Raw genomic sequence first — 25,057 nt, 5'->3', positions numbered from 1 at the left:
CTATCTCCTGATCGTCTGCCGGTTCCCGGCGGGGGCCACTCCGTCACCGGAGCGGGCCCCCACCGAGCCTGGCGGAACTTGCCTGAGGGGAGTGCCCCTCAGGAATTACTTGGCCTTCTCGAGGATCTCGACGATGCGCCACCGCTTCGTGGCGGACAGCGGCCGGGTCTCCATCAGGAGGACGCGGTCGCCGACGCCTGCGGCGTTCTGCTCGTCGTGCGCCTTGAGCTTGTTCGTACGGCGGATGACCTTGCCGTACAGCGCGTGCTTGACCCGGTCCTCGACAGCGACGACGACGGTCTTGTCCATCTTGTCGCTGACGACCAGGCCCTCACGGGTCTTGCGGAAACCGCGGTCGCCCGCGGCCGAGCCGCTCTTGTTCTCAGTCGTCTCAGTCACAGTCTTCTCGCTCATCAGACGCTCTCCACCGTCTCGATGCCCAGCTCGCGCTCGCGCATCAGGGTGTAGATCCGGGCGATGTCCTTACGGACGGACTTGAGCCGACCGTGGTTCTCGAGCTGCCCGGTCGCCGCCTGGAAGCGGAGGTTGAACAGCTCTTCCTTGGCCTCGCGGAGCTTGTTGAGCAGCTCCTCGTTGCCCAGCTCGCGCAGCTCGGACGCCTTGGTTCCGGCCGACATCACGCCTCACCTGCCTCGCGCCGAACGATGCGGCACTTCATCGGAAGCTTGTGAGCAGCGCGGGTAAGCGCCTCACGAGCAATCTTCTCGTTCGGGTAGGACAGCTCGAACATCACCCGACCCGGCTTGACGTTCGCGATCCACCACTCGGGAGAACCCTTACCGGAACCCATGCGGGTCTCGGCCGGCTTCTTCGTCAGGGGACGGTCCGGGTAGATGTTGATCCAGACCTTGCCGCCACGCTTGATGTGGCGGGTCATCGCGATACGAGCTGCCTCGATCTGGCGGTTCGTCACGTACGCCGGGGTCAGCGCCTGGATGCCGTACTCGCCGAACGCAACCTGCGTGCCACCCTTGGACATACCGCTGCGCTTCGGGTGGTGCTGCTTGCGGTGCTTGACCCTACGGGGGATCAGCATTTCGGTCAGGCCTCCGTTCCGGTGCTCTCGGCAGCCGGAGCGGCAGCGGCGGGAGCCTCGGCCTTGGGGGCCTCGGCAGCCGGAGCCGACTGCTGCTGCGGCTTGCGACCGCGACCGCCACGCTCGCCACCGCGGCCACCGCGGCCGGCCGGGCGGTCAGCGCCGCCACGGGCCGGGCGGTTGCCTGCGCGGGCAGCGGCGTTCTCGGCGCGGACCTCGGCGATGTTCTTGACGTCGCCCTTGTAGATCCAGACCTTCACACCGATGCGGCCGAAGGTCGTCTTGGCCTCGAAGAAGCCGTAGTCGACGTTCGCGCGGAGCGTGTGCAGGGGCACACGGCCCTCGCGGTAGAACTCCGAGCGGGACATCTCGGCGCCGCCGAGGCGGCCACCGCACTGGATCTTGATGCCCTTGGCGCCGGCCTTCATCGAGCTCTGCATGCTCTTACGCATGGCACGACGGAAGGAGACGCGGGAGGAGAGCTGCTCGGCGACGGCCTGGGCCACCAGCTGAGCGTCCACCTCGGGGTTCTTGACCTCGAGGATGTTCAGCTGGACCTGCTTGCCGGTCAGCTTCTCCAGCTCGCCACGGATGCGGTCGGCCTCGGCGCCGCGGCGGCCGATGACGATGCCCGGGCGGGCGGTGTGGATGTCAACGCGGACGCGGTCGCGGGTGCGCTCGATCTCGACCTTCGAGATGCCGGCCCGCTCCATGCCCTTCGTCATCATGCGACGAATGGCGACGTCTTCCTTGACGTAGTCCTTGTACAGCTTGTCGGCGTACCAACGGGACTTGAAGTCCGTGGTGATGCCGAGCCGGAACCCGTGCGGGTTTACCTTCTGGCCCATTACCGGGTTCCTTCCTTGCTGCTGACGACCACGGTGATGTGGCTGGTCCGCTTACGGATCCGGTAGGCACGGCCCTGAGCACGCGGACGGAACCGCTTCAGGGTCGGGCCCTCGTCCACGTACGCCTCGCTGATGACCAGCGAAGAGGCGTCGGTGTGGTCGTAGTTGTGTGCGGCGTTGGCAATGGCGCTGTCCAGCACCTTGCCAACCGGCACGCTCGCGGCCTGCGGGGCGAAACGCAGGACCGCCTGAGCCTCCGTGGCGTCCATGCCACGGATGAGGTCCACCACGCGGCGGGCCTTCATGGGCGTGACGCGGATGTACCGCGCCTGGGCCCTGGCTTCCATGGTTGTCCCTTCGGTGTAAGTCATAGTCGTTTCCACCCCGCGGTTAGCGGCGCTTCGACTTCCGGTCGTCCTTGACGTGGCCGCGGAAGGTGCGAGTCGGCGAGAACTCGCCGAGCTTGTGGCCGACCATCGACTCGGTGACGAACACCGGGACGTGGATCTTGCCGTTGTGCACCGCGATGGTGTGACCCAGCATGGCCGGGACGATCATCGAGCGACGGGACCAGGTCTTGATGACGTTCTTGGTGCCTGCCTCGTTCTGTACGTCCACCTTCTTGATGAGGTGGCCGTCGACGAAGGGCCCCTTCTTGAGACTGCGCGGCATCTAAACCCGCTCCTAGCGCTTCTTGTTCGTCTTGCGGCGGCGGACGATGTACTTGCTCGATGCCTTCTTCGGCGAGCGAGTACGACCCTCCTTCTGACCCCACGGCGAGACCGGGTGGCGACCACCGGAGGTCTTGCCCTCACCACCACCGTGCGGGTGGTCAACCGGGTTCATCGCGACACCGCGGACGGTCGGGCGGACGCCCTTCCAGCGCATGCGGCCGGCCTTGCCCCAGTTGATGTTCGACTGCTCGGCATTGCCGACCTCGCCGATGGTGGCGCGGCAGCGGGCGTCGACCAGGCGGATTTCACCCGACGGCATACGAAGGTGGGCCATGGTGCCCTCCTTCGCCAGCAGCTGCACGGAGGCACCCGCGGAACGGGCGAACTTCGCGCCGCCGCCGGGCCGCAGCTCGATGGCGTGGATGGTCGTACCGACCGGGATGTTGCGCAGCGCCAGGTTGTTGCCGGGCTTGATGTCGGCGGCCGGGCCGTTCTCGACACGGTCGCCCTGCGTCAGGCCACGCGGCGCGATGATGTAGCGCTTCTCGCCGTCCGCGTAGTGCAGGAGCGCGATGCGCGCGGTGCGGTTGGGGTCGTACTCGATGTGCGCGACCTTGGCCGGCACGCCGTCCTTGTCGTGACGACGGAAGTCGATCACTCGGTAGGCGCGCTTGTGGCCACCGCCCTGGTGGCGAACGGTCACACGACCGGCGTTGTTACGGCCGCCCTTGCTGTGCAGGGGGCGGACCAGCGACTTCTCCGGCGTGGACCGCGTGATCTCGACAAAGTCGGCGACGCTGGAGCCACGACGGCCCGGGGTCGTCGGCTTGTACTTGCGGATACCCATTTCTCAGTCCTCGTCCGATTCCGGACGATCCAGACCGCCCTCAGGCGGTCGGACCGCCGAAGATGTCGATACGGTCGCCCTCGGCGAGGGTCACGATGGCGCGCTTGGTGTCGGCGCGCTTGCCGAAACCGGTCTTGGTGCGCTTGCGCTTACCCTGCCGGTTGATCGTGTTGACCCCGGTGACCTTGACCGAGAAGACCGCTTCCACGGCCTGCTTGATCTGGGTCTTGTTGGAGCCGGGCGCGACGATGAACGTGTACTTGTTCTCGTCGAGCAGCGCGTAGCTCTTCTCGGAAACAACCGGCTTGACGAGAACGTCGCGCGGGTCCGAGTAGGTCTTGCTGGTAACGGTCGCCTCGCTCATCAGGCGTCGCTCCCTTCGGTCTCAGCGGTCTGGGGGCCAGACACGAAGGACTCGAGGGCGGCCTGGGTGAAGACCACGTCGTCAGAGACGATCACGTCGTACGTGTTCAGCTGGCCCGGCTCCAGGATGTGCACCTGGGGCAGGTTGCGGGCGGACAGCCACGCGGCCTCGTCGGCGCGGTCGACGACCAGGAGCAGGTTCTTGCGCTCCGAGATCTTGCCGAACAGCGTCTTGGCGGCCTTCGTGGACACTGCACCGTCGACCACGCCGGTGACGACGTGGATGCGGGAGTGACGGGCCCGGTCCGAGAGGGCACCGCGCAGGGCGGCGGCCTTCATCTTCTTCGGGGTCCGCTGCGAGTAGTCACGCGGCTGCGGGCCGTGGACGACGCCACCGCCGGCGAACTGCGGCGCACGGGTCGAACCCTGGCGCGCGCGGCCGGTGCCCTTCTGGCGGTACGGCTTGCGGCCACCGCCACGGACTTCGCCGCGGGTCTTGGTCTTGTGCGTGCCCTGACGGGCAGCTGCCAGCTGCGCGACAACGACCTGGTGGATCAGCGGAACGCTGGTCTTGGCGTCGAAGATCTCCGCGGGGAGCTCGACGGTACCGGCCTTGTCGCCTGCCGGCGAAAGGATGTCAATGGTGCTCATTACCTCAAGCCCCCTTGGCCGCGGTACGGACCAGGACGAGGCCGCCGTTCGGACCGGGGACCGCGCCCTTGATGAGGAGCAGACCCTTCTCCGCGTCAACCGCGTGGATGGTCAGGTTCTGGGTGGTGACACGCTCGTTGCCCATGCGACCCGCCATGCGCATGCCCTTGAAGACACGGCCGGGGGTGGCACAGCCACCGATGGAGCCGGGCATGCGGTGCACACGGTGGGCACCGTGGGACGCCTTGCCGCCCTTGAAGTTGTGACGCTTCATGACACCGGCGAAGCCCTTGCCCTTGCTCTTGCCCGTGACGTCAACCTTGACGCCGGACTCGAACACCTCGGCGGTGACCTCCTGGCCCAGCGTGTACTCGCCGGCGTCAGGGGTGCGGAGCTCCACCAGGTGGCGGCGCGGGGTCACGTCGGCCTTGGCGAAGTGGCCCTTGAGGGGCTTGTTCACCTTGCGCGGGTCGATCTCGCCGAAGGCGAGCTGAACCGACTCGTAGCCGTCGCGGTCGTTGGTGCGGACCTGGGTGACGACACAGGGCCCGGCCTTGACGACGGTCACCGGGACGACCCGGTTGTTCTCGTCCCAGACCTGGGTCATGCCGAGCTTCTCGCCCAGGACGCCCTTAATGTTCTTAGCCATCTCGCGCGTCACCTCAGAGCTTGATCTCGATGTCGACGCCCGCCGGCAGGTCGAGACGCATCAGCGAGTCAACCGTCTTCGGCGTGGGGTCGAGGATGTCGATGAGGCGCTTGTGCGTGCGCATCTCGAAGTGCTCGCGCGAGTCCTTGTACTTGTGCGGCGACTTGATGACGCAGTACACGTTCTTCTCAGTGGGCAGCGGCACCGGGCCCGCGACCGACGCACCAGTGCGGGTCACCGTCTCGACGATCTTCTTCGCCGAGGAGTCGATGACCTCGTGGTCGTAGGCCTTGAGCCGGATGCGGATCTTCTGTCCCGCCATGGCTACTAGTAGTCCTGTCTCTCGTAACGCTCTGGAACCCGAGGGCTCTGGTAACCCCGCCTCCGACCCACGCGGTCGGGCGTGTCGCATCCCCTCTACGTAGATCTCCCGAAGGATTTCCCAACCAAGGGGGTGCGGGCCCGAGGACCGCGCTGTGCTCGATGAAGAGCGTCGGGGGCGAAACACCCACCGGGTGCCTGGCCGGCGCCCCACTGACGCTTCCCGGAAGATTCCCGTACGTCCGACCCGCAGGGGTCGACGAGTACTGTGGGACTCGCTTCCGGTCCTCCCGGCGGGAGGCGCGCAGCATTGACACTCAACCGAGCAACCTGAGCAGTGTGCCATACGGGGCGCGAGCCTGGCCAATCGGGTGGAGGATCTTACCCCGCGCGTTCCGGTGGTCAAACGCGGGCGCGCGGCCGGAGCCGTGCCGGGCGCCGCCCTCCCCCGTAATTCGTTCGAGCGTCCCGCACCCCCGCTCCTCCGGTGACCGGCCGGACACGCCGTCGTCATCCGAGGCTTCACATCATGCGTACGCACTGTCCGCGCACCGCGCATCTGCCCTGGTCCCCGGGGGCCACCTCGGACGACGTGCGGATCGCGGATCTCGCCGGGCCGGCCGGCCGCGAGGTCGTCGTCACCGAGAAGCTGGACGGCGAGAACACCACGCTCTACGCCGACGGCCTCCACGCCCGCTCGCTCGATTCCGCCCACCACCCCTCGCGGGGCTGGGTGAAGGCGCTCCAGGGCCGGATCGGGGCCCTGCTCGCCGCTCTCGCGGAAGCAGGCTCGCCGGACGCCCCCGCCTGGCCCCGACCGTTCGGCGCCGACGCGTCCCACATCCAGTACGCCATCGGCCTGGGACGGACCCCGCCCGACGAGGCCCGGCTCGCGGAGATCGGCGCCCGGCTGCTGCGCGGCATCCCGGAGGCGGGGGTGCGGCGGGCGGTCGCGAGCGAGATGCCGACGGTGCGGTGAGGAGCAGGCCGTCGGGCGGAGCTCCGGGGCTGTCCGGCGGCGGCCGTCGGACGGTCAGTTGCCGGACGCGTAGGAGACGAAGCCGGCCCATACGCTCGGCGGGAAGGCCAACTGGGGCCCCAGTGCCACCTTGGAATCGCGGATACGTACGGCACCGGAAGTGGTCGCCACCTCGACACAAGAGTCACCTTCGCTACTACTGCTGTAGCTGCTCTTGAACCACTCCAGCTCGGAAGCATCCCCGGCAGAGGGCTTGCGAATCATGTCTCTCCCAGCACTTGCTCGATGAAAGCCAGCGACTCCCGAGGCGGGAGAGCCTGCGCCCGGATCATCCCATAGCACAGTTCAAGGATCCTGAGCTGCTTGGGATCGGAGACCGGACGGCCGGCGAAAGCACCGTCTGAACGTCCTACTGCCGTGCCGTCCTCAAACTTCAATACCTCGATCGCGCCGCCCATCCCTGCGTGGTCTTCACGGTTGGTCGGCATCACCTGGATTTCGACATTCCGCAACTGCCCTACCTCCAGAAGACGTTCGAGCTGTCGACGCAGCACCATTCTGCCTCCGATCGGACGACTCAGGGTCACCTCTTCCTGGACGAAACTGAGCGCGGGGGCAGATGACCTTTCAAAGATGGACTGCCTGGCCATGCGTGCGGCCAGCACTCTTTCCACCTCGTCCTCCGAGTAGGAGGGCCTCCTCATCTCGAACAAGGCGCGCGCATACTCGGGCGTCTGTAGAAGGCCATGGATGTTGTGGTTGCCGTACAACCCGAGCTCCACCGCCCGGGACTCCAACTTGGCCAGTTCCCGAACCTTCTTCGGGTACCGGACCTCCGCCACATCCCGTTTCATCGCGACGAGCTTCCCGCCCGCGCCCAGCACCTCGTCGGCCCTGTCCAGGAACTCCGGCCGGGGGATCCGCCGACCGCCCTCCACCTTGTAGACCAGGTCCTCCCCGTACCCGATCGCCATACCGAACTCGCCGGCCCGCAGCCCCGCCGACTCCCGCCACACCTTGATCTGGCGGCCCACGGCGGCGACCACGGCCACGCCCGACTCGTCATCGGGATCGACTTCCCAGCCGGGCTCGTCCGCCCCGCCGTCAGTACGTCCCGTACCGGCCCCATCCACGCTCATCCGTGCCCCGCTTCCACCGTGCGTGCCGTTCTTCCTCAACCCCTTCTGCCCCCGGCCCGTCACCCCGGACAGCCAGGACAACGCTGGACAACCACGGGACAGTTGCCGTACGCAAGGGCTTCATCACTCTTCACGGTATGCAGGCCCGGCCACGCCGAGTGGCGTGAACCGAGAAATCACTCATCCTCAACTCACAGCCTCCAGCCGCGCGTTTACCGTGCTGCTCGCTACGGTGACCCGCTCCACCGGGTCGCGACAGCCACGACCCGGCTGGCCGTGACGCGGCGAGCCGCGCACCCGTCGGCCGTGACGCGGTCATGCGCGACATCAAAGATCCAAGAACCGGGTAAAGAACCTTCCCCACCCCACCCCACCCCACCTCAAGTCACCCACACGGGTGAGGTTGGCCAACTCGGCTGGATTTCGGGCTGGTTGGCTGGCATATGCTCGCCGCGACAAACAACCCCAGACATGCGTCGGCCCCCGGCCGGGACTCGCAATCCCGATCGAGGGCCTGACCAACGAGGAAGTAGCACCTTCCCGATGGATACTCAGCAGATTAGCGCGCCCTTGCGCACCCTGTCCCGCGTACACGGAGATGCCGCGCCGTCCTCCGGTGTCGTGCACGACAACACCCGGCACACCAGCCGCTTCACCGTCGTGGGCAACCACCTCACCCAGCACCGCGAGCTCTCCCTCACCGCGATCGGGCTCGCCGCACACATCCAGTCGCTGCCCGCCGGCGCCGGGATCGGCATCAAGGACCTCGCCGCCCGCTTCCCCGAGAGCGAGACCCGGATCGCCGCCGCGTTACGCGAACTCGAAGCCCACGGCTACCTGCGACGCACCCGCACACGCCTGGCCAACGGCCGGATCGTCACCCGCACCGTCTCGTACAACCGGCCCTCCACCGACGCGAGCCTCGCCGCAGCGCCCAACCAACCCCGCGGCCTCCGGCCCACGCCCAGCCGCCCGGCCCCCGGACCTCGGCACGCGGCCGCCGTACCAGCGCAGGAGATCGCACCCGCTCCCCCACGCCGGCCGGACACGGAGAAACCCACCGTCCCCGTGCCGCCACCTGGCCAGGAGCCTGCCCCCGCCCACGTACCGCCACAGCCCTCCACTCCTCCGCGCCCGCCGCTCCCCCAGCCACTGGTCCTCGACCTGGAACGTCACCGCGCGGCCACCGATCTCCTCGCGGGCCTGCGCCGCCTGGAACCCCGGCTGCTGCTGACCGAGGACGACATCCACCGGCTGGCCCCCGCCGTCGCCACCTGGCTCGAACGCGACGCCCACCCCGATGCCGTCCGCCGCACCCTCGTCACCGACCTCCCCGAGCCCCTGACCCACCCGGCGGGCCTCCTCGCCCACCGCCTTGCCGTACTCCTGCCGCCCCCACTGCCCGCCGCTCCGTCATCGGACAGCGCGGGACGCCCCGCCCCGCTGCAGAACTGCGACGGCTGCGACCGTGCCTTCCGGGCACTGGAGCCCGGCCACTGCCACGACTGCCGATCCGACCTGGTGGAGGCCGCCTAGCATGAATGTGACGACCCTTGCCCCCGGGCACAGACGAGGAGCGCACGCCATGGCCACCGCCCCGGACGACGCACAGCGGGACGTGCTCCGCTACCAGGCCATGCGCGACATCGTCGAACGGACGCAGGACAGCGTTCCCGGCAAATTCGAGATCACCGAAGAAGGAATCGTCCACGACATGATGGCGCCCGCCGGACCCCACGAGCTGACGGCGCTGCGCATCCGGAAACGCCTGGAAAAGGTGATGCCGGAAGAGTTGGTGGCCCATACCGGGACTCCTGACGTGGAGGACACGCCTCGGGGCATCCTGCGACACCCGGACATCATGGTGATCGCCGAGACGGACATGGAGGTTGTGAGCTCTGTCGACCCTCGTACGCTCATCGCCGCCATCGAAGTCGTCTCACGCTCCAACCCGGACAACGACTGGGTGAGCAAGATGCGGGACTACCCACTGCTCGGCATCCCCGTCTACGCGATCTTCGATCCCCGTACGGGCACCGGCGCCGTCCTCTCCGAAATCCACCCGACGCCGGAAGGTCCTCGATACGCGATCCGCAAGGATTTCGTGTACGGCGAGGACGTCACCATCGGCGAGTGGACGATCTCGACCGACGCACTCCCCCGCTACGCCTGAGTCCGTCCCCACTCGTACGGCTTGGGTGGGGCAGGTGTGGGTGAACAAGAGCACCACCACGGCCTGGGCCCTGCATCCCGCCGTAGGCCGTTCGGGTACTTCGGCCCACACCCGCAGAAACCCAGGCAACCCACCTCCGGGAATCTCCGTCTATCCCCCCGCAGCAGCGGCTCGCCCCCCGCCGCCGCCTGCACGGAATCGGCACGCAGCACAGGGCCGCACAGCCGCCCGCTGCGGGGGAAGTGAACGGAGCACGGTGTGACGGATCGGCCTGCGTTGCGCACATCTCTTCCGGGAGTGTCGCGGCGCACTCTGATGACGGCGGCGGCCGGTGTGACCGGCCTGGCAGCCCTCAGCGCCTGCACCGTGCCCCCGTCTCCCGGCCGCCAGGACACCGCTGCGGACTCGAGGCCCGGACTGCCGATCAGCACATCGCGCCCGGCTCTGATGATGCAGATCCTCGCCCACCCGGACGACGACCTGTACTTCATGAACCCCGACACCCAGCAGGCCTTCTACGCCGGGACGCCACTGGTCTGCGTCTATCTGACCGGCGGCGAGGCCACCGGCATCAATCGCATGCCCGGCCGGCCGCTACCCACCCCCGACAAGGCCGCGTACTCCTCCTCCCGTCACCAGGGGCTCCGCCAGGCGTACGCGACGCTGCTCGGACTCGGCCGGTTCACGGCCTGGCAGAAGTCCGTCATCGACCTCGCCGGCAACCACCGGGCCGAGATCAACAGCCTTTCGCACGACGGCCGCAAGGTCGAACTGATCTTCATCAACACCGCCATGCACACCACGTACGGGCGTCTCGGGCTGCCCAGCCTCTGGCAGGACCGGCGGCTCGTCCTGCCCACCGTCGTCGCCGACAACTCGCCGCTGAAACAGGTGGGGTCGTACACGTACGACGGGCTGATCGATGTTCTGGTCGGGCTGTTCGACCGGTACCGGCCCAGCATCGTGCACACCATGGACCCGGACCCCGACATCCAGCACAGCAGCGAGATCGTCCGGCGACGGGACAGCGAGCAGAAGGGCTACTCCGACCATCCCGACCACACCGCGACCGCCCTGTTCACCTGGACTGCGCTGATCCAGTGGGTGGCGCGGTCCACCCAGAACGGCGGAAAGGTACCGAGCTTCGCCACCACGGCGTTCCGCGGGTACTACAACCGGCACTGGCCGAAGAATCTGCCGCCCGCCGTGCTGGCGGAGAAGGCGTCGCTCCTGGTGCCGTACGGGGGTTCGGCCGACTGGCACTGCGGCAACCCCGCAGGCTGCGGTGACTACGGCGTCGGCGGCAACCGCCCGCTGACCAACCGGAAGGGCTGGGTACGGTCCACCCACTACCGCTACCCGGGCCCCCGGCCGGCCGTCGCCGCCGGCCCGGACAGCCGGCTCGTCGCGTACGGGGTGCTGGGGTTGCGGGCGGTGCGCTGGCGCGAAAGCGCGCCGGGCAGCGGGGTGTGGGACACGCCGGACGACCTCGGCGGTGGCCCGCTCGCACCGATCCTCGGCGGTGCGACGCTGCCGGACGGGCGACAGTTGCTCTTCGGGCTGCGGTTCGCCGAGCTCGGCGGGCGCGGGGCGGACAACGAGCGCGAGATCGTCGCGCTGGAGCAGCGCTCCCCGGGTGGCGGTTTCCGTGCCTGGCGGGGCCTGGGGAACCCGGAGCGCGCCGATGACGCCGGGCGCCGGATCGGCGTCCCGGTCGCGGTCGCCGCGCCCGACGGGCGGGTCCACCTCTTCGTACGGAACGCGGAGAAGGGCCTCAGTACCCGGGTACGGGACACGTCCGGCCGGTGGAGCGGGTGGCGGGACATGGGCGGGGGCGAGATCCAGGACGGGCTGTCCGCCGTGGTGGACGACGCGGGGCGCGTCCATGTCTTCGCGGCGGGCCGTTTCGCGGTGCATCACTGGACGCAGGACGCGCCCGGCGCCCCGGTCAGCGCGCGCACTCAGATCAGCGGGGTGCCGGTGCCGGGTGACGGTCCGGGTGCGCTGGCGGCATCGGACGGGTCCATCGACCTGTTCTACCGGGCGGCGGCGAAGGCCGCGATGACGACCGTACGGACCGGGGAGACGGCGGCGGAGACCGGCATCGACGGGTATGGGCGGATCGTCGAAGACCGGACCGGCTTCCACGGGTACGGACCGGTGGTCGCGGCCGGTTCGTCGCACGCCGCGGTGCTGCTGGGCCGCACCGAGAAGGGTCTGGTCCAGGTCCGTACCGCCGGACGGCTCTCCGTACGGGAGCACGGCCCGGTGCCGCTGGACGGTCCGGCGCTGCACCTCGGGAAGGACGGACGGCCGACGGTGGTGGCGCTGGGAGTCGACGCCCACCCCTGGCTCTGGCAGCCCCGGACGGCCTGACGACGCAGGTGGGCGCGGGTCGAAGGGCCGCGGCTGACATCCTTTGATCATGATCAAGGTGCTGATCGCCGAGGACATGACGGTCGTACGGGAGGGACTCGTCGCCGTGCTCGGGCGCGAGCCCGGCATCGAGGTCGTGGCCCAGACCGCCCGCGGGGACGAGGTGTTCGCGGCCGCCCTGGCCACCCGCCCCGACGTTGCGGTGCTGGATGTGTCCATGCCTGGCCAGGACGGCATCACCACGGCCCGTCAGCTCACCGAACGGCTGCCGTCATGCCGCGCCCTCGTCCTGACCGTGCTCGACCGACCAGGACATTTGCGCGCGGCCCGGGAAGCGGGCGCGGCCGGCTACCTGCTGAAGTCGGCCTCGGCCGGGCAGGTGGTGGCCGCGATCCGCACGGTGGCGGCGGGCGGCACGGTGTACGACCCCGCTCTGCTCGCCGAGGAGCGCAACGCGGCGCCATCCCCGCTCACCCCACGCGAAACCGAGATCCTCCGGCTGGCCGCCCAGGGCATGGGCGCCGCCGAGACGGCAGCCGAACTGTTCCTCTCCATACGCACCGTCCGCAACCACCTCTCCCTCGCCACGGGCAAACTCCACGCACGCACCCTCGTGGACGCGGTACGCATCGGGGAGTGGCACGGATGGATATGACATGCGTGTCCTGCTGTCGGCCCTGCTCGACGAGACCCGGATCTCACTCGACGGCAAGTCCCTCCATACGTCGCGCGAACATGCGATGCCGGGAAGAAGAACTCTCGGTCCGGGGTGCCGACGCCTGCCACAGCAGCCGTTCGGCTTCGTTGTCGAAAACCTCGACCTTCTCGACCTTCTCGTCCGGGCCTTCACGGTGATATGCGCGCCGTCGATCCTGACGCCCACAGGCGGAGGCCCCGGGTCGGACATCATGAAGACATCGAGGACCCATACGCCGACGGCCGCCAAGCACGTCACGCCGACGGCGCCAAGCAGCACGAACAGCCACCAAGGCCGCCTTGAGGACTGCTTCAGCACGAGCCCCCATCGGCCCATCCGGCACGCCGCTCCCATTTGTTGCGGGATGGATTGGCCCCTGCTCTGAGGTACATGTGGGCGAAACGACGGCCACAGCGCTGCCATTGCTTCATGTGGCGACGCTCATGCTTCATGAGCCGAGGCGTGACCCTGTTGCTTGTGGGATTTCCCTGAATCCCTGACTGCCAGTCGCATCCGCCGCTCCCCTGTCACCCGCGTTTCCGCCCACCCCGACCTGGATCCCGGTGTGTTCGGTCAGCGAAATGGACTGGCGAATCGAGGAAGCGCGTGAGGACCCGGTCTCTTTCCGGTTTGTCCGCCACCCGTCGCAGAGCGGCGACCGTGTCGGCGGGTATCGACATCTCCATCAAGACCGGCCCGTCGTCCGCCGATTCGATCATCACGATCGATTTCAGGAACCCGCCGCGCTGCCTCTTGGTCGTGAGCACGTAGCGGATGTCGGAGGGAGCGAGACGGACGGTGGAGAGCGCCGCGATTTTCGCGCCGTTTTCCGGTGAGATCTCATAGAGCTCACCGATCCGTCCGGCTTCCTCACCCCTCTCCTCAAGCCCTTCCGTGCTCCCGTCACGGCTTCCGAGGAGGCCCCGGCAGAGAATCCCGGCCATGACGGCCAGGACCGCGGCCAGGGCAATGACCCATCCGCTGCCCAAGCCGGCGGCCACGGCCGCCACGACGAGTCCGGCGCCGACGCCGCCGCCCCACATCAACATCACGCCTCGCTCCGAATTCCCATGTCTGCTGTCGGATTCTTCTGCTGTGGAGGTTCTTGGGTGGCGTCAGATCAGCGGAGCTTTCGCCACTTCCAGTTCATCCGCCACCTCGCGACGCGCACCTTCGCGCTCAGCCGCCACATGGCAGCCTTGGTGCCGAACGATGTCCCTTGGCTGATCTCGCGGCAAGACCGCCGCCGACGGATCCGACCCCGCCCGCCAGGGCAAACTGCCCCCGCGCCAGTTCCGCGTACCGGCGTTCGATGCCGCGTACGCTCCCATTCCGGCCGCCGCTCCTGCCGCGACGCCGCAGACGACGCTCGCCGCACAGAAGGCCCCTCTGGCGAATCCGGCCACTCCTATCCTGGCGGCGGCATATGAGGTGCGCCGGTTGCCCTTGCGGAATTCCAGGGCTCCGGTGACTGTGGATGCGGAAGTTGTTGTCGTATCCACAGTCACCGGAGCCACCGAACCGGCCCTTTACATGCGCTCGGGGAACTGCGGATCACAGCCCCCCGAGCGTTGAGCAGTCAGGCTATGCCAGACGGTTTCCAGATGTCGCCTTACTGTAGGTCACTCCGTACTCCGCTGGAATATCCATGCCACAGCGAGAATCAATCCCGCGGATCCGAGGATTGGAGCACCTTCAGCCCTGCCAAGGGCCAGCGAAACAACAACTCCACTGAGCAAAGAAAGGCAACCCAGCACGAAGAAAACTATGGAGTTCTTCCGCTGATCAACTTTTCTCACGTGATCTCATTTCTCGCACCGGATTAAGCATCGCCACTAGGGCCTGTATCGAAAGTGGATCTCGGACATGTGATGATCTTGGTTTGTGGCACGTGGAGATCTGACGGACGCGCAATGGGTGGTGCTGGAACCGCTGTTGCCGAAAGGTAAGAAGCCCGGACGGCCGCCAACGTGGGCCAGGCGGCAGCTAATCGATGGCATACGGTTCCGGGTCCGCACCGGCATCCTCTGGCGGGACCTCCCTGCGGAGTACGGGCCGTGGGGCCGGTCGTACGACCTGTTCCGCCGATGGCAACGGGACGGCACCTGGCACCGGATCTTCACCGAACTCCAGGCTCAGGCCGACGCGAAGCAGCTGATCACCTGGGACATCAGTGTCGACTCCACGGTATGCAGGGCCAAGAACCGCGCTTACCTGCGCCGCCGCGGGATCCGCTGCACGATCCCGGAGAAGAAGGACCAGATCCGCAACCGCAAGAAGCTCGGGTCCCGCGGCGGCCGGCCGCCGAAGTTCGACAAGACCGACTACCGCCAGCGCCACGCAGTGGAGTGCGGAATCAATCGCCTCAAGCGGCATCGGGCCGTGGCCACCCGGTACGACAAACTCGCCGTCCGCTACGAAGCTACCGTCCTCATCGCAGCTATCAACGAGTGGCTGTGACCAGCACCTTCGCGATCGGCCTGTGGCCCTTCACTGATCCTCCGCCTCGAATGCCTGGGCGACGGCGAGGCTGTCCTCGTAGACATGGTGCCGGGTGACAAGGCCGTCTTCGACGGTGAGGTGCAGGGCGAACCGCGCGCGATACGCACGTCTGGTGGGCCGGGCGGTCTGGCGGATCTCGCCGAGTACGACCGCGTCGTTACCGTCGATGAGGATGCGCTCGACCTCGGTCGCCACATGCTCCGGCATGTGGTGCTCGGCAAGCTCGCGATAGTGAGCGGCGGCGTCGGCCCGAGTTAACCGGTGACGGATCCACGGCGTGGCGGCACGACCATGCTCGGCCTCCGGCCAGTCCAGCTTCCAATCGCCCTGCTCGGCATACAGCTCGGCAATGCGCTCAGGGTCGCCCTCACCGATCCTGCGCAGCAGCTCTTCAACCACGGTGCGCGTGTTCGTAGGTGTGGCTATGGACATGGCTGCCCCCTCCGTCCCGGCCCGAGTCCTGTCGACGCGGACAGATCGCCAATCTTGCCAACGCAGGCAGGCTGAAACCATTACCTGTGAAGTAAGACAAGTACATCATCAAGATCCACTTTCGACACAGGCCCTAGTGCCGCCAGAAGGGCCGGAAGTACCGGTTCGCGGTTGGAGTAAGCGGTTTTTCTGTCGGCACCTCAGGTCTTGCTTGAGGCCACGCGCCCCATCTCGGAGATTCATGTACTCAAGAAAACCGGATGCCACTCGGGCAAGCCCCTTCAGCACACGGAGCAACAGCTCGACAAGGTCACCCATGGTTTCTCCACAGGCTCAGGTACACGTACCGCTTGGCCCGTGATATCCCGTGTAGCGGCGGCAGACGGAGTCCTGACCCGCTCTGGTGAGGGACTACTGAGAACTCTTTTCAGGGCCGCGAGGCCTGACATGCGGCCCGTGCGGTCTTGCGGTCAACCAGCGAATGAATGCGCCGGTCGGCCAGACCACTGGGGACCATGCGCAGTAGGCGGCGGTCAATACGGCCACAACCAAGCATCCAGGTGTGACGAAAAATTGACCAACGGCTCTGGCCCTGCTGATTATGTCTCCGGTCCCCTGCACGAGACCGGATCCAAGGACGAAAAGACCAGTTAATCCCAGAATATAAATTCCAGCTGTAAAGCGGGACCATTTTCCGGCAGGTCTCACGCTCGCGCCCGGCGAGATGAATACAGGTCCCACCACTGGAGCCAGGGCGGCGTAAAGAAGTAAAACTATCGAAGCAATGATGGTCGAGGTGTGTGAAACATACCCCCAAAGGTGATCGACGAAGCCTCCTGACTGTGTCGCCGTCGCGCCGGCAGCCCCGACGAGTAGCGTCCATATGTACGTCAGGCAGAAAACCACTCGATTTTTCATGTTCCTGTCGTCGTTGCCCACGCTTTCCTCAAATCCTTCCTTCACTGCCGTCATGCCGCACCCTCATCCTGACCGTGCTCGACCGGCCAGGACACCTGCGGGCAGCCCGGGAAGCGGGCGCAACCGGCTAACCTGCTGAAGTCGGCCTCAGCCGGGCAGGTGCTGGCCGCGATCCGCACGGTGGCGGCGGGCGGCACGGTGTACGACCCCGGTCTGCTCGCCGAGGAGCGCAACGCGGGGCCATCCCCGCTCACCCCACGCGAAACCGAGATCCTCCAGCTGGCCGCCCAGGGCATGGGCGCCGCCGAGACGGCAGCCGAACTGTTCCTCTCCGTACGCACCGTCCGCAACCATCTCTCCCTCGCCACGGGCAAACTCCACGCACGCACCCTCGTGGACGCCGTACGCATCGGGGAGCGGCACGGATGGATATGACGTCCATGTCACGAAGCTTCCCGCTCCGACACAGGCACTACTTCGCTTTTTAGTCCCTCGCTTCTCCGCTTCAGCCCTTCCCGGATCTCGCCGACCCTCTCCTCACGCGAATCGAGAGGGGGCAGTAAAATCTGCACGTGCGGGTCCGAGATTGATCCAGGTGGGTGCCGCCGGACCGCCGCGAGGCGTATGCCAATCCTTCAGTCGCCTTTCCGCCGCGACCTCTTAGTTTTGATGGATTCCTTAACGTCCCGAAAAAGCAGGATGAGCCAGTTGGCGGTGACGATTCCCGGAAGTATGACCCACCAGGACCTCCAAGAGGAGAAGATGAATATCAAACCTCCCAGGATGAAGACTACTTTCCCGGAGGGCTCATCTGTCCATCTCTTTTGCATGTCAGTCATTTCTCTGAGGGGAGTTACGGGAGGGCTGACCATCTTGAGCCCTCCCGCAAGCCCAGGACTCAACTAACGACATCGGAAGCCCGATGCTCTAGATCCAGGACCACACCAAACGTATTTCTTGAACCATTTCGCTGGGCGCGTCCGCCACAGAGAGTCGACTGATCGCGTTTAGTTGTTGTACTGCGACCTCAGGTCAGCCGTGAAAACACCGCATGCCACGCCGGCAGAGAACGACGCAATGATCACTCGGTTCCGCTTGACGAACCTCTTGGTCCGGCTCCACCAGCTCTTTCCGTCGAGGTCGAACTGATTGACCGGATCGCCTGGATAACCGGAGCGGTTATCACCGCCGCCGTGCACCGGGTCCGCCGACAGGAACCGTCCGGTGACCGGGTTGTAGAGTCGCACGCCCATCAACGTCAGGCCGGTGAGCGTCTCCGCCGAACGCTGCTTGCCGCCGAGCCAGCCATAGCGCACCGGCAGCTGGCTGCCCCGCGCATTTCCGTAATCGTCGCTTTAAAGAGGGCTGCCAGCAGGTATGTCGACCAACTGGCAGCCCCGATTACGCTTGGGTATATCTACGGCATGTCGCCTCGACATGTGAGCTGGCGGTCGATGGCCCGTGCTGTCATGGGACCTTCGTGCGTCCAGTACTGGTCTTTCGGTGGCTGAGCGGCCTTGACGTCCGACATGCTGAACACGTCACCCGCACCATCGTCGAGCCCGGCGTACTCGAAGGAGATGTCGAGGTTGTTCGGCACGTCAGCGGGTTGTTCCTCCTTGTCCGGTTTCAAAAATGCCTCATTGTCCCACAACGTCACGGCGCCCCTTCGCCCCTCCGGTGTCTTCGGCGCGCGTGCCCGCCAAAGCCGCTGTTCCGTCTCGCTGTCGTACACCTCGATGGCGCCCACCTTGTCGGACGGGCACGTCGGGGCTTTGACCGAAATCCGGGACCCGTCGATCCTTATGCCCACAAGCAGAGGTTCCGCAGGGTCAGACATACGGTGCACGCCGTACAACCACAGGCTGACACCAGTAAGAAGCAGCCCCAGGGTCAGAATTGAGCCCGCGAGCACGAACGGCCATACCGCGCGAGGTCGGCGTCGGTTCAGCATGAATATCCCCCGTCACGCCATCCGGCCCGGCGCTCCCACCGGTTGCCGCAAGGGTTCGATCCTGCCCGAAGGTACATGTAGCCGAATCTGAACCCGTAACGTTGCCACTGCCTCTTGTGCTTGCGTTCATGACGAATGAGGGGTGAGCTCAGTGTGCGGTTGGTGTAGAACGTCGTGCCCAGCGTCGTTCCCCCACGGGAATGGAGGCCGACGCCCCCCGAGCAGACACGCATGCCGTAACGGTAGCGGCATGAGTAGCCGAGATAGCGCGTTCCTATGTAGGCAGTGCTCACGCCGACGATCCGGGCTTCCTGGCGGCGCCTCCAGCTGTTGTAGCGGTTGTGACCGCGGTTGAGGTAGTACCAACCGAGTCGTGCGGCCGGGCTGATGCGGGGCTTCCACCACTTGCCGTCGAGGTCGAACTGGTTGACGGGGTCGCCGGGGTACCCATAGGCGTTCTCGCCTCCGCCGTACACCGGGTCGAGCGACAGGAACCGCCCGGTGACAGGGTTGTAGAGTCGCACGCCCATCAACGTCAGGCCGGTGAGCGTCTCCGCCGAGCGCTGCTTGCCGCCGAGCCAGCCGTAGCGCACCGGCAGCTGACCGGCCTGCGGATTGCCGTACTCGTCGCTGTCGAACGCGACGATGTCCTCCCCCTCCGCGAGCGGGAGGGCGAGCATCACGTCGCCGTGGACGTTGGTGAGTTGCAGGACGGTATTACCACCCGCCGAACCTGTCGTCGCGGCGAGGTCGCCCGACGCGGACTCGACATTGCGGCTCACCGCGCCGCTCGTCCCCGCGGCCGTGTCTTCCTCCGTCCAGCGGGGGCTGTCCCCGTTACCGTCGTAGTGGTTGCGCTTGGACGCCGACCGGGTCCAGGTACCGTCGATGTCGGTCTCGACAGTGAAGGACCGGAATCGGCGCGCCGCGTCCAGCGTCCAGGTCTGACGCTGGTCGTCCGTGGTCTGGGTGTGGACCAGATCGTTGGCGTAGTACGCGAAGGACGAGCCCGGCATGGCCGTGGTGCGGCCGAACGCGTCGTACGCGTACCCCGTGTCGACGAGCCGGTCGCCGCTGTCATAGGCGTGCGACGTCGTCGTGACCGTGCCCGTGCTCGTGCAGTCGGCGCCCTCCGCTGCGGCGGACGACGTCAGCCGAGTGCGGTTGGTGCGCTTGTCGAAGGTGTAGGCGCGGCGCGTGCACACCTCGCCCACGGTGTCATCGACCGATGTCAGCCGGCCTGCCTTGTCGTACCCGTACTCCTGCGCCGACCAGCCGGTGTGCGAGGTGACCTGTCCGTGGACGGACTCGGAGACCATGTCCGAGGCCACCAGCACACCGTCGCTGTCCCGCGTGTAGGTGCGGCCCACCGTGGTGCCGGTGGTGTCCTGGTCGACGGTGAGGGTGTAGCCGCCGGGCAGCCGCTCGGTGGCGACCCCGCCGTCCGCGTCGTACGCGGTCGCGAAGGCGCCCGCCACGGAGTCCACCGTCTTCGTGGCCAGGCCGCGCGGCTCGGCACTGTGGTCGTACGTGTACGTCACCGTCGACGGGACGGAGTCCGTGACCTTCGTCCGGCGGCCGAGCAGGTCGTACTCGGTGGTGGTCACACCCCCGTCCGTGTCCGTGTAGGACACCTCACGGCCCAGCTTGTCGAACGCGTTGGTGATCGTGCCGCCGGTCGAGGAGACCGTGCGGACCGCCTGGCCGGTGTCCGGGTCGTACTCGGTCGTGGCATCCGGAACCGCCGCCCCGACGCCGCCTGTCGTCGCCGTCCTGAGGGCACGCCCGGCGTCGTCGTACGTGGTGGTCGTGGTCCGGGTGACCCCGTTGGCGGTCTCCGCCGTCTTGGCTGTTCCCCCGTACCAGTCGTACTCGGTGGTGGTCACCGGCAGGCCGCTCGGATTGCTCCCGCCGCCCGTGACCGCCCCAGCGGGTCCGGTGGAGCAGACAAGGTCCGCCCACTCGGGGCGCCCCGCGCAGGTGCCCGTACCGGTCGCCGACCAGTACGTCGTGACGCGTGTGGCGGCGTCCGTGCCGGTGGCGCCGGGCAGCAGTTCCTTGATGACCCGGCCCTGGGCGTCGTACTCCTTGGTGCTGGTCAGGGCGAGGCCGGACGGATCGGTGATCGTCTTCGTCGGCAGGCCCTTGACCCAGTCGTACGTCGTCTGCGTCACCCGCTGCTCGGCGTGGGTCGCCGGGAAGTCCAGGAGCTGGGATCCGGTGACGACCTTGGTGATCTGGTTCTCCACCGTCGCCGTTCCGTCGGTGGGACGGCCCTCGTCGTAGGTGTTCTTCGTCCAGGTGCGGGCCACCACCGACTCGCCTGCCGGAAGCGTGGTCGACCCGGAGGTGACGGACATGGTCAGATCGACGCGGCGGGCCGGGCCGAATTCCTCCAGCTCCTTGATGCCCTTGTCGTCGTAGACGGTGCGGGTGGCGAGCAGTTCGGCACGCGCCGCCGAGGACAGTCCGTCGAGGCCGAGGTCGGTCAGGGTCTCCTTCGCCGCCGTGGTCCGGCCCAGGGCTGTCTCCCGGTTGCGGGCGGTGAGCTCGCGCACCGTGTTGCCGTACTGGTCGTAGTCGATGGCGGAGATGTGGCCGCCGGGCTGCGCGGTGTTGACCTGGCGGCCCGAGGCGTCGGTGTAGGTGACGGTGGCCCGCTCGTAGTCGCCCGCCCCGAGCCCCGAACCCGCGTGGGAGGCGGGGACGGCATCGGCAGGGAATACGGCGGTCGCGTCGGTCGGCGCCGCGTCCTGCCCCCAGGCCGCGGTGTCCGAGGCGCCCAGCGCGTACGGGGCCTTGGTTCCGCTCAGCGGCACGTCGTAGACGAGGCTCGTGGTCGCCGTGCCCTCGGGCGTGGCGGTCGTGCCCGGCTTGAGGGCCGCACGCGACACCTTCAGGAGCATCCCGTCACCCGCAGTCGCCGCGTTGCCCGCCTTGCCGTATGTCATGGTCCACGGCAGCTCGCCCGGCGGCGTCACCTGGGTGATCCGGCCCGCGTCGTCGTACGTGTACTCCGTCTTCAGAGCGGGCGAGATCTGCGGGTGCCAGGCCTGCCGCAGCCGGCCCGCGCTGTCGTAGGCGAACGTCTGCACGGCCTTCGCGGTGGCCGCCGACGCGCCCGGCGCCGTGGCCCAGAGCCGGATTTCGCGCAGCTGGTCCTTGAAGTCGCCCAGCGTGCTCCCCGTGGCCGTCGTGGATGCCGCGTAGACGAACTCCAGCGAGCGGCAGCCCTTGGTGGACGGCGTCGCCGTGCAGGTGCTCGCGGACGCGGCCGTGGTCGGCGCGATGATCCTGGCGGGGCGGACCAGCTTGTCCGTTCCCACGGTCAGCGTCTCGGACACCACTGTGGTGGTGGAGTTGGTGAGCCCGTCCATGGTGGAGAAGGCGACCTGCCAGGTGGTGGCGCCCGACGGCTTGGTGAACACCGTGGTCATGCCTTCGCTGTCCTTCAGTGTGAAGGCCCCGGTCAGCGAACCGGTCAGGGTGTAGTCATCGGCGCCCGGCTCCGGCTTCCAGCCACCGTTGCTGAGCTTGGTGAAGCCCAACTCCTCGCCGTCGACATCCACCAGGGCAACCGAGGTCGTGGTGGACTGCTTGAGGTACGACCAGTCGGACTCGGTCAGCTCCGCGACCGTCCCCGCGCTCCACTCCTTGCCGTAGATCGGGAACTGCCCGCTCTGCCTCGCCCCGGCGTCGGGCTTGCGCGAGGAGGCGGTGCGCGTGACCGACAGGTCGAAGGCCGAGGCGTCGGTCTCGGAGAGAGCGAAGTCGCCGGTCAGCAGATTCACCGTGCCGGGACCCACCGACTCGCTGGGCGCGGTGCCCGCGTTGCGGTCGACCGTCACGGTCGCCACCGGGGAGTAGCGGGTCACCGAGCCGTCCGTGAAAGCCGCCCGGACGTCGACCGGGCCGTCCTCGGCGAGGCTGTCGGTGATGTTCCAGGTCAGCTTCGGCGGGCTGCCGGCGGTGGTGGCCAGCGGCCAGGCGGTCACCTTCGAACCGTCGCTGTCCTTGGTGACAGCGACGACCGGCACATTGGCCCAGCCGTCGGTCTCCCCACGCCGGTACTGGTAGGTGACACCCGTGTAGGTGGGCTTGCCCTTCGCGCCAAGGCTCAGCCGCCGGGCCGGGCGGTCGCCGTCACGGGGCGACAGCAGCGCCGCGCCGTCGCCGACGCCGAACTCGTACGCGGTGGTGGCGTTGGACAGATTGCCGCCCGAGTCGATCGTCCGTGCGTACAGGGTGTGCCAGCCGTCGCCCGGCTTGAGGGTGACGGTCAGCGGGATGCCTCCGCTGCCCTTGACCGTGTCGTCGATCCGCTTCGGGGTGGCCGGGTCGTTCAGACCGTACAGATACCCCTGGCCGTCGGTGGAGGTGGTGGAGAAGGTGCACTGGGCACCGTCGGCGTTCTTCTCCGTCCAGGTGTCCTTGGCGTACGGGACACAACTGACGCCGGGCGCGACGGGCTTCGCCGTGTTCAGCACGAAGGCGGTGTAGCCGGTCCACGCCCCGTACAACGAGCCGTCGTAGCCCCGCACCCGGTAGCGCAGGTGCGAGCCGGACGGGAAGGCGTTCGCCGCCGGGACCGTGATCTTGGCGGTTCCGCCGGAGGCTACCCCGGCGCTCGTGGCGGTGTATGCGTATCCGGCCCCGTCGGTGTACTTGGGGTCCGGGGTGATCTCGAACTGCGTCTTGACCGTGTCGCCGTCCGCGTCGGTCACCTTGGCCGAGAGCTGCGGGGTGAGGGAGGTGACGTACCGCTTGCCGTTGTAGGCGTTCACCTGCGACGGCGCGATGGCCACCGACGTCGGCTTCGCGGGGTAGGAGTTGTACTTCACCGTCAGGTGCGGTTCCACCGCGTTGTCACCGGCGGCGTACTTGGACGAGCGGTACCGACGCCAGGTGCTGGAATCCGTCTCCGTGACGCCCCGCACCTGCACGCCGTAGTTGGCCGCTCCGTCCGCCCACGCCTGCACGATGCTCGCGACGTTGAAGTTGACGGTGCCCGCCGGGCAGGCCGACGAGAATCCGAGCGCCTTGGTACTGGTGACCGCGCCGGTCTCGGTGGTGGACGGCTGGGCTCCCCAGGTCAGTCCGGAGTTCGTCCACGACGAGGTGACCCGGCGTATCTGGGTACCCGAGCCATTGGTGGCGCAGGTCGCGGACCAGTACGAGTACAGCGACAGGTTCGCCGAAAGGATCTTCTGCCCGCCGAACTTGGCGACGTCGAACTTCAGGTACGACCGCGCCTTCGTCGAACCCGCGTCGTATGTCCCGGACTTCAGCTCCTTGGACGACGACTGCGAGTCGGGGTAGTTGGTCGCCACCCAGGTGTCGGTGGACGCCGCCAGTGTCGAGGTCGGGTCGACGGTCACGGGGTAGGTGAGCCCGGACGTCCGGAAGTACTCCGGGTCCGGCTTGAGCACCAGCGTCTGCGCGCCGTCCTTCTCCGTCTCGATACTGGTGTCCACCTGGGCGAGATGCCGGGATTCGCCGGACGCGGGATCGGTGGAGGAGTCCCACATCACCGGCGCCGGTGCCTCGGCGGTCAGCTTCCCCGCCGCGTCCTTGAGCAGGAGTCTTCCGGTCTCGTCGTCCCGGAACAGCACAAGGCCCTTCAGCCGCAACGGGATGCGGTAGACGGGTGGCTGGGCCGGTGCCTTGTCGAGGACGACGTTCTGCTCGAACCCGTCGGCCAGTGCCCGTACCGTCAGGGTCTGGCTGCCGCCCAGGTCGTAGGAGGCGAGGTCACCGTCGACCTCGGCCTTGGGCAACGGGTCCTGCCAACCCATGCCGAACGACTTCGCGCCTCGCTCGACGGAGGCCAGCAAGCCGGGCTCGGTAGTCCCTCCGCCGGTCACCGTGATGTCGGCGAGTGCCGTCCGCGGCTCGTAGTCCCGGCCGACCCGCTCCAGTTCGGTGTCGAGGTCGACCCACGCGCCATTGCTCTCGCGCATGCGTACCGGTGCCTGGAACAACTCGGCCGACAGGCTCCCGTCCGACTCCGCGTACGTGGTCGAGGTCTCGGTCCGCTCGGACAGGACCTCCACGCGGTTGCCCGAGAGCCGGGCTGCGACCCGCGCCGAGTTGACGTCGGCGGCCTCGGTGACCTTCTTCGGGGGCGTGGGGGCGGCGCGGAACGCCGCCGCCTCCTTCCCGGCGGACATGCCGACGGCTTCGCCGGTGGTGGCCACGGTGACCGCCACCTCCGCGACCAGCAGGCCGGCCAGCGTCAGGGCGATCCGGGGCAGGGCCCGTCTCTTCCTGCTCGCGTTGGGGGCTCTTGACGTGTTCCACTCGCTCTTCACAGGAGGTGACTCCCTCGTTCGACGACCGAATCGCCGACGAGTCAAGCCTCCGCACTCTGAGTAGTGAAGTGACCACGTCACGAATGCGGCTTCGCATCCGGATCACCACAGTCCACGACGGGCCCCGGGCCGACCCGGCGTACAACCCTCCGCGCCGCTCCCAAGT

The 25,057-nt window shown here is 67.5% G+C and carries 24 protein-coding genes and 2 pseudogenes; 8 read left to right on the top strand and 18 right to left on the bottom strand.

Translation table 11 applies throughout. From position 1 onward, the window contains the following. Positions 1-105: 105 nt before the first annotated feature. Genes rpsQ through rpsJ form a run of 11 tightly spaced genes read right to left on the bottom strand, consistent with a single transcriptional unit; the run spans position 106 to position 5,411 of the window. Entirely contained in the window at positions 106-414 is a 309-nt protein-coding gene (gene rpsQ / locus ACZ7L9_RS11090) for a 30S ribosomal protein S17 (protein WP_471414346.1), read from the bottom strand. Continuing rightward, the gene (gene rpmC / locus ACZ7L9_RS11085) at positions 414-638 is read right to left on the bottom strand and encodes a 50S ribosomal protein L29 (RefSeq protein WP_014047786.1); all 225 of its coding nucleotides are present in this window, start codon (positions 636-638) and stop codon (positions 414-416) included. Before rpmC ends, rpsQ begins: the two co-directional genes overlap by 1 nt. Beyond that, positions 638-1,057 (bottom strand): 50S ribosomal protein L16, encoded by a 420-nt coding sequence (gene rplP / locus ACZ7L9_RS11080; RefSeq protein WP_072485538.1) that lies wholly within the window; start codon positions 1,055-1,057, stop codon positions 638-640. The genes rpmC and rplP overlap by 1 nt, the downstream gene beginning before the upstream one ends. Positions 1,058-1,062: 5 nt before the next feature. Continuing rightward, on the bottom strand, positions 1,063-1,905 hold the full coding sequence (gene rpsC, locus ACZ7L9_RS11075) for a 30S ribosomal protein S3 (protein ID WP_093540760.1): 843 nt from the start codon (positions 1,903-1,905) through the stop codon (positions 1,063-1,065). Then, positions 1,905-2,252, bottom strand: a complete 348-nt coding sequence (gene rplV / locus ACZ7L9_RS11070) for a 50S ribosomal protein L22 (RefSeq protein WP_004571827.1) — start codon at positions 2,250-2,252, stop codon at positions 1,905-1,907. Before rplV ends, rpsC begins: the two co-directional genes overlap by 1 nt. A 43-nt stretch (positions 2,253-2,295) precedes the next feature. Beyond that, complete coding sequence (gene rpsS, locus ACZ7L9_RS11065; RefSeq protein WP_003966956.1) at positions 2,296-2,577, bottom strand: 30S ribosomal protein S19; 282 nt, start codon at positions 2,575-2,577, stop codon at positions 2,296-2,298. 12 nt (positions 2,578-2,589) lie between these two features. Then, on the bottom strand, positions 2,590-3,426 hold the full coding sequence (gene rplB, locus ACZ7L9_RS11060) for a 50S ribosomal protein L2 (protein WP_093773282.1): 837 nt from the start codon (positions 3,424-3,426) through the stop codon (positions 2,590-2,592). 40 nt (positions 3,427-3,466) lie between these two features. Further along, entirely contained in the window at positions 3,467-3,790 is a 324-nt protein-coding gene (rplW, locus tag ACZ7L9_RS11055; protein ID WP_093897250.1) for a 50S ribosomal protein L23, read from the bottom strand. Beyond that, positions 3,790-4,440 carry a 50S ribosomal protein L4 gene (gene rplD, locus ACZ7L9_RS11050; protein ID WP_072485541.1) on the bottom strand — a complete coding sequence of 217 codons (651 nt, stop codon included), beginning with the start codon at positions 4,438-4,440 and terminating at the stop codon, positions 3,790-3,792. Before rplD ends, rplW begins: the two co-directional genes overlap by 1 nt. Positions 4,441-4,444: 4 nt before the next feature. Then, the gene (gene rplC / locus ACZ7L9_RS11045; RefSeq protein WP_266747960.1) at positions 4,445-5,089 is read right to left on the bottom strand and encodes a 50S ribosomal protein L3; all 645 of its coding nucleotides are present in this window, start codon (positions 5,087-5,089) and stop codon (positions 4,445-4,447) included. A gap of 13 nt (positions 5,090-5,102) precedes the next feature. Then, positions 5,103-5,411 (bottom strand): 30S ribosomal protein S10, encoded by a 309-nt coding sequence (rpsJ, locus tag ACZ7L9_RS11040; protein WP_003948644.1) that lies wholly within the window; start codon positions 5,409-5,411, stop codon positions 5,103-5,105. Positions 5,412-5,939: 528 nt separating this feature from the next. On the opposite strand from rpsJ, the pseudogene ACZ7L9_RS11035 reads away from it, so the two are divergent. Then, positions 5,940-6,170 (top strand): annotated as a pseudogene (locus ACZ7L9_RS11035) (RNA ligase family protein); the annotation flags it as partial. Positions 6,171-6,443: 273 nt separating this feature from the next. Here ACZ7L9_RS11035 and ACZ7L9_RS11030 read toward each other — a convergent pair. Continuing rightward, entirely contained in the window at positions 6,444-6,653 is a 210-nt protein-coding gene (locus tag ACZ7L9_RS11030) for a DUF397 domain-containing protein (RefSeq protein WP_471414344.1), read from the bottom strand. Then, positions 6,650-7,528 carry a helix-turn-helix domain-containing protein gene (locus ACZ7L9_RS11025; RefSeq protein ID WP_471414673.1) on the bottom strand — a complete coding sequence of 293 codons (879 nt, stop codon included), beginning with the start codon at positions 7,526-7,528 and terminating at the stop codon, positions 6,650-6,652. Before ACZ7L9_RS11025 ends, ACZ7L9_RS11030 begins: the two co-directional genes overlap by 4 nt. Positions 7,529-8,071: 543 nt before the next feature. Here ACZ7L9_RS11025 and ACZ7L9_RS11020 point away from each other — a divergent pair. The 5 genes from ACZ7L9_RS11020 (at position 8,072) to ACZ7L9_RS11000 (ending at position 13,159) form a co-directional block, all read left to right on the top strand. Continuing rightward, positions 8,072-9,064: a helix-turn-helix domain-containing protein gene (locus tag ACZ7L9_RS11020; RefSeq protein WP_471414342.1), complete on the top strand. Its 993-nt coding sequence runs from the start codon at positions 8,072-8,074 to the stop codon at positions 9,062-9,064. Between the two features lie 49 nt (positions 9,065-9,113). Beyond that, the gene (locus ACZ7L9_RS11015; protein ID WP_471414340.1) at positions 9,114-9,701 is read left to right on the top strand and encodes a Uma2 family endonuclease; all 588 of its coding nucleotides are present in this window, start codon (positions 9,114-9,116) and stop codon (positions 9,699-9,701) included. A 315-nt stretch (positions 9,702-10,016) separates the two neighbouring features. Next, positions 10,017-12,077, top strand: coding sequence for a PIG-L family deacetylase (locus ACZ7L9_RS11010; protein ID WP_471414671.1), 2,061 nt, complete (start codon positions 10,017-10,019; stop codon positions 12,075-12,077). Between the two features lie 49 nt (positions 12,078-12,126). Continuing rightward, positions 12,127-12,732: a response regulator gene (locus ACZ7L9_RS11005; protein ID WP_471414338.1), complete on the top strand. Its 606-nt coding sequence runs from the start codon at positions 12,127-12,129 to the stop codon at positions 12,730-12,732. A 1-nt stretch (position 12,733) separates the two neighbouring features. After that, a complete protein-coding gene (locus ACZ7L9_RS11000; protein WP_471414336.1) occupies positions 12,734-13,159 on the top strand; it encodes a hypothetical protein in 426 nt (141 codons plus the stop codon). Positions 13,160-13,301: 142 nt separating this feature from the next. Here ACZ7L9_RS11000 and ACZ7L9_RS10995 read toward each other — a convergent pair whose 3' ends face one another. Beyond that, positions 13,302-13,826 (bottom strand): hypothetical protein, encoded by a 525-nt coding sequence (locus ACZ7L9_RS10995; protein ID WP_471414335.1) that lies wholly within the window; start codon positions 13,824-13,826, stop codon positions 13,302-13,304. 832 nt (positions 13,827-14,658) lie between these two features. Between ACZ7L9_RS10995 and ACZ7L9_RS10990 the strand changes: the two genes are divergently transcribed. Continuing rightward, the gene (locus ACZ7L9_RS10990) at positions 14,659-15,234 is read left to right on the top strand and encodes a transposase (RefSeq protein WP_471414333.1); all 576 of its coding nucleotides are present in this window, start codon (positions 14,659-14,661) and stop codon (positions 15,232-15,234) included. A gap of 30 nt (positions 15,235-15,264) precedes the next feature. Here ACZ7L9_RS10990 and ACZ7L9_RS10985 read toward each other — a convergent pair whose 3' ends face one another. After that, positions 15,265-15,708: a nuclear transport factor 2 family protein gene (locus tag ACZ7L9_RS10985; RefSeq protein WP_471414331.1), complete on the bottom strand. Its 444-nt coding sequence runs from the start codon at positions 15,706-15,708 to the stop codon at positions 15,265-15,267. 1,077 nt (positions 15,709-16,785) lie between these two features. Here ACZ7L9_RS10985 and ACZ7L9_RS10980 point away from each other — a divergent pair. Then, complete coding sequence (locus ACZ7L9_RS10980; RefSeq protein ID WP_471414329.1) at positions 16,786-17,061, top strand: response regulator transcription factor; 276 nt, start codon at positions 16,786-16,788, stop codon at positions 17,059-17,061. A 656-nt stretch (positions 17,062-17,717) separates the two neighbouring features. On the opposite strand, the pseudogene ACZ7L9_RS10975 reads toward ACZ7L9_RS10980, so the two are convergent. The 3 genes and pseudogenes from ACZ7L9_RS10975 to ACZ7L9_RS10965 all read right to left on the bottom strand — a co-directional run. Continuing rightward, positions 17,718-17,981, bottom strand: a pseudogene (locus tag ACZ7L9_RS10975) (RHS repeat-associated core domain-containing protein); the annotation flags it as partial. A 62-nt stretch (positions 17,982-18,043) separates the two neighbouring features. Then, positions 18,044-18,580: a hypothetical protein gene (locus ACZ7L9_RS10970; RefSeq protein WP_383758814.1), complete on the bottom strand. Its 537-nt coding sequence runs from the start codon at positions 18,578-18,580 to the stop codon at positions 18,044-18,046. Continuing rightward, entirely contained in the window at positions 18,574-24,891 is a 6,318-nt protein-coding gene (locus tag ACZ7L9_RS10965) for a DNRLRE domain-containing protein (RefSeq protein WP_471414327.1), read from the bottom strand. Before ACZ7L9_RS10965 ends, ACZ7L9_RS10970 begins: the two co-directional genes overlap by 7 nt. Positions 24,892-25,057 lie beyond the last annotated feature (166 nt).

Source organism: Streptomyces sp. NPDC111516 (assembly GCF_055635345.1).
This window is presented reverse-complemented; position numbering and strand designations above follow the sequence as displayed.

Bases quoted from the DNA above. Each gene is read 5' to 3' on its own strand.
- rpsQ (WP_471414346.1), bottom strand. From the start codon at position 414: ATGAGCGAGAAGACTGTGACTGAGACGACTGAGAACAAGAGCGGCTCG.
- rpmC (WP_014047786.1), bottom strand. From the start codon at position 638: ATGTCGGCCGGAACCAAGGCGTCCGAGCTGCGCGAGCTGGGCAACGAG.
- rplP (WP_072485538.1), bottom strand. From the start codon at position 1,057: ATGCTGATCCCCCGTAGGGTCAAGCACCGCAAGCAGCACCACCCGAAG.
- rpsC (WP_093540760.1), bottom strand. From the start codon at position 1,905: ATGGGCCAGAAGGTAAACCCGCACGGGTTCCGGCTCGGCATCACCACG.
- rplV (WP_004571827.1), bottom strand. From the start codon at position 2,252: ATGGAAGCCAGGGCCCAGGCGCGGTACATCCGCGTCACGCCCATGAAG.
- rpsS (WP_003966956.1), bottom strand. From the start codon at position 2,577: ATGCCGCGCAGTCTCAAGAAGGGGCCCTTCGTCGACGGCCACCTCATC.
- rplB (WP_093773282.1), bottom strand. From the start codon at position 3,426: ATGGGTATCCGCAAGTACAAGCCGACGACCCCGGGCCGTCGTGGCTCC.
- rplW (WP_093897250.1), bottom strand. From the start codon at position 3,790: ATGAGCGAGGCGACCGTTACCAGCAAGACCTACTCGGACCCGCGCGAC.
- rplD (WP_072485541.1), bottom strand. From the start codon at position 4,440: ATGAGCACCATTGACATCCTTTCGCCGGCAGGCGACAAGGCCGGTACC.
- rplC (WP_266747960.1), bottom strand. From the start codon at position 5,089: ATGGCTAAGAACATTAAGGGCGTCCTGGGCGAGAAGCTCGGCATGACC.
- rpsJ (WP_003948644.1), bottom strand. From the start codon at position 5,411: ATGGCGGGACAGAAGATCCGCATCCGGCTCAAGGCCTACGACCACGAG.
- ACZ7L9_RS11030 (WP_471414344.1), bottom strand. From the start codon at position 6,653: ATGATTCGCAAGCCCTCTGCCGGGGATGCTTCCGAGCTGGAGTGGTTC.
- ACZ7L9_RS11025 (WP_471414673.1), bottom strand. From the start codon at position 7,528: ATGAGCGTGGATGGGGCCGGTACGGGACGTACTGACGGCGGGGCGGAC.
- ACZ7L9_RS11020 (WP_471414342.1), top strand. From the start codon at position 8,072: ATGGATACTCAGCAGATTAGCGCGCCCTTGCGCACCCTGTCCCGCGTA.
- ACZ7L9_RS11015 (WP_471414340.1), top strand. From the start codon at position 9,114: ATGGCCACCGCCCCGGACGACGCACAGCGGGACGTGCTCCGCTACCAG.
- ACZ7L9_RS11010 (WP_471414671.1), top strand. From the start codon at position 10,017: ATGACGGCGGCGGCCGGTGTGACCGGCCTGGCAGCCCTCAGCGCCTGC.
- ACZ7L9_RS11005 (WP_471414338.1), top strand. From the start codon at position 12,127: ATGATCAAGGTGCTGATCGCCGAGGACATGACGGTCGTACGGGAGGGA.
- ACZ7L9_RS11000 (WP_471414336.1), top strand. From the start codon at position 12,734: ATGCGTGTCCTGCTGTCGGCCCTGCTCGACGAGACCCGGATCTCACTC.
- ACZ7L9_RS10985 (WP_471414331.1), bottom strand. From the start codon at position 15,708: ATGTCCATAGCCACACCTACGAACACGCGCACCGTGGTTGAAGAGCTG.
- ACZ7L9_RS10970 (WP_383758814.1), bottom strand. From the start codon at position 18,580: ATGCTGAACCGACGCCGACCTCGCGCGGTATGGCCGTTCGTGCTCGCG.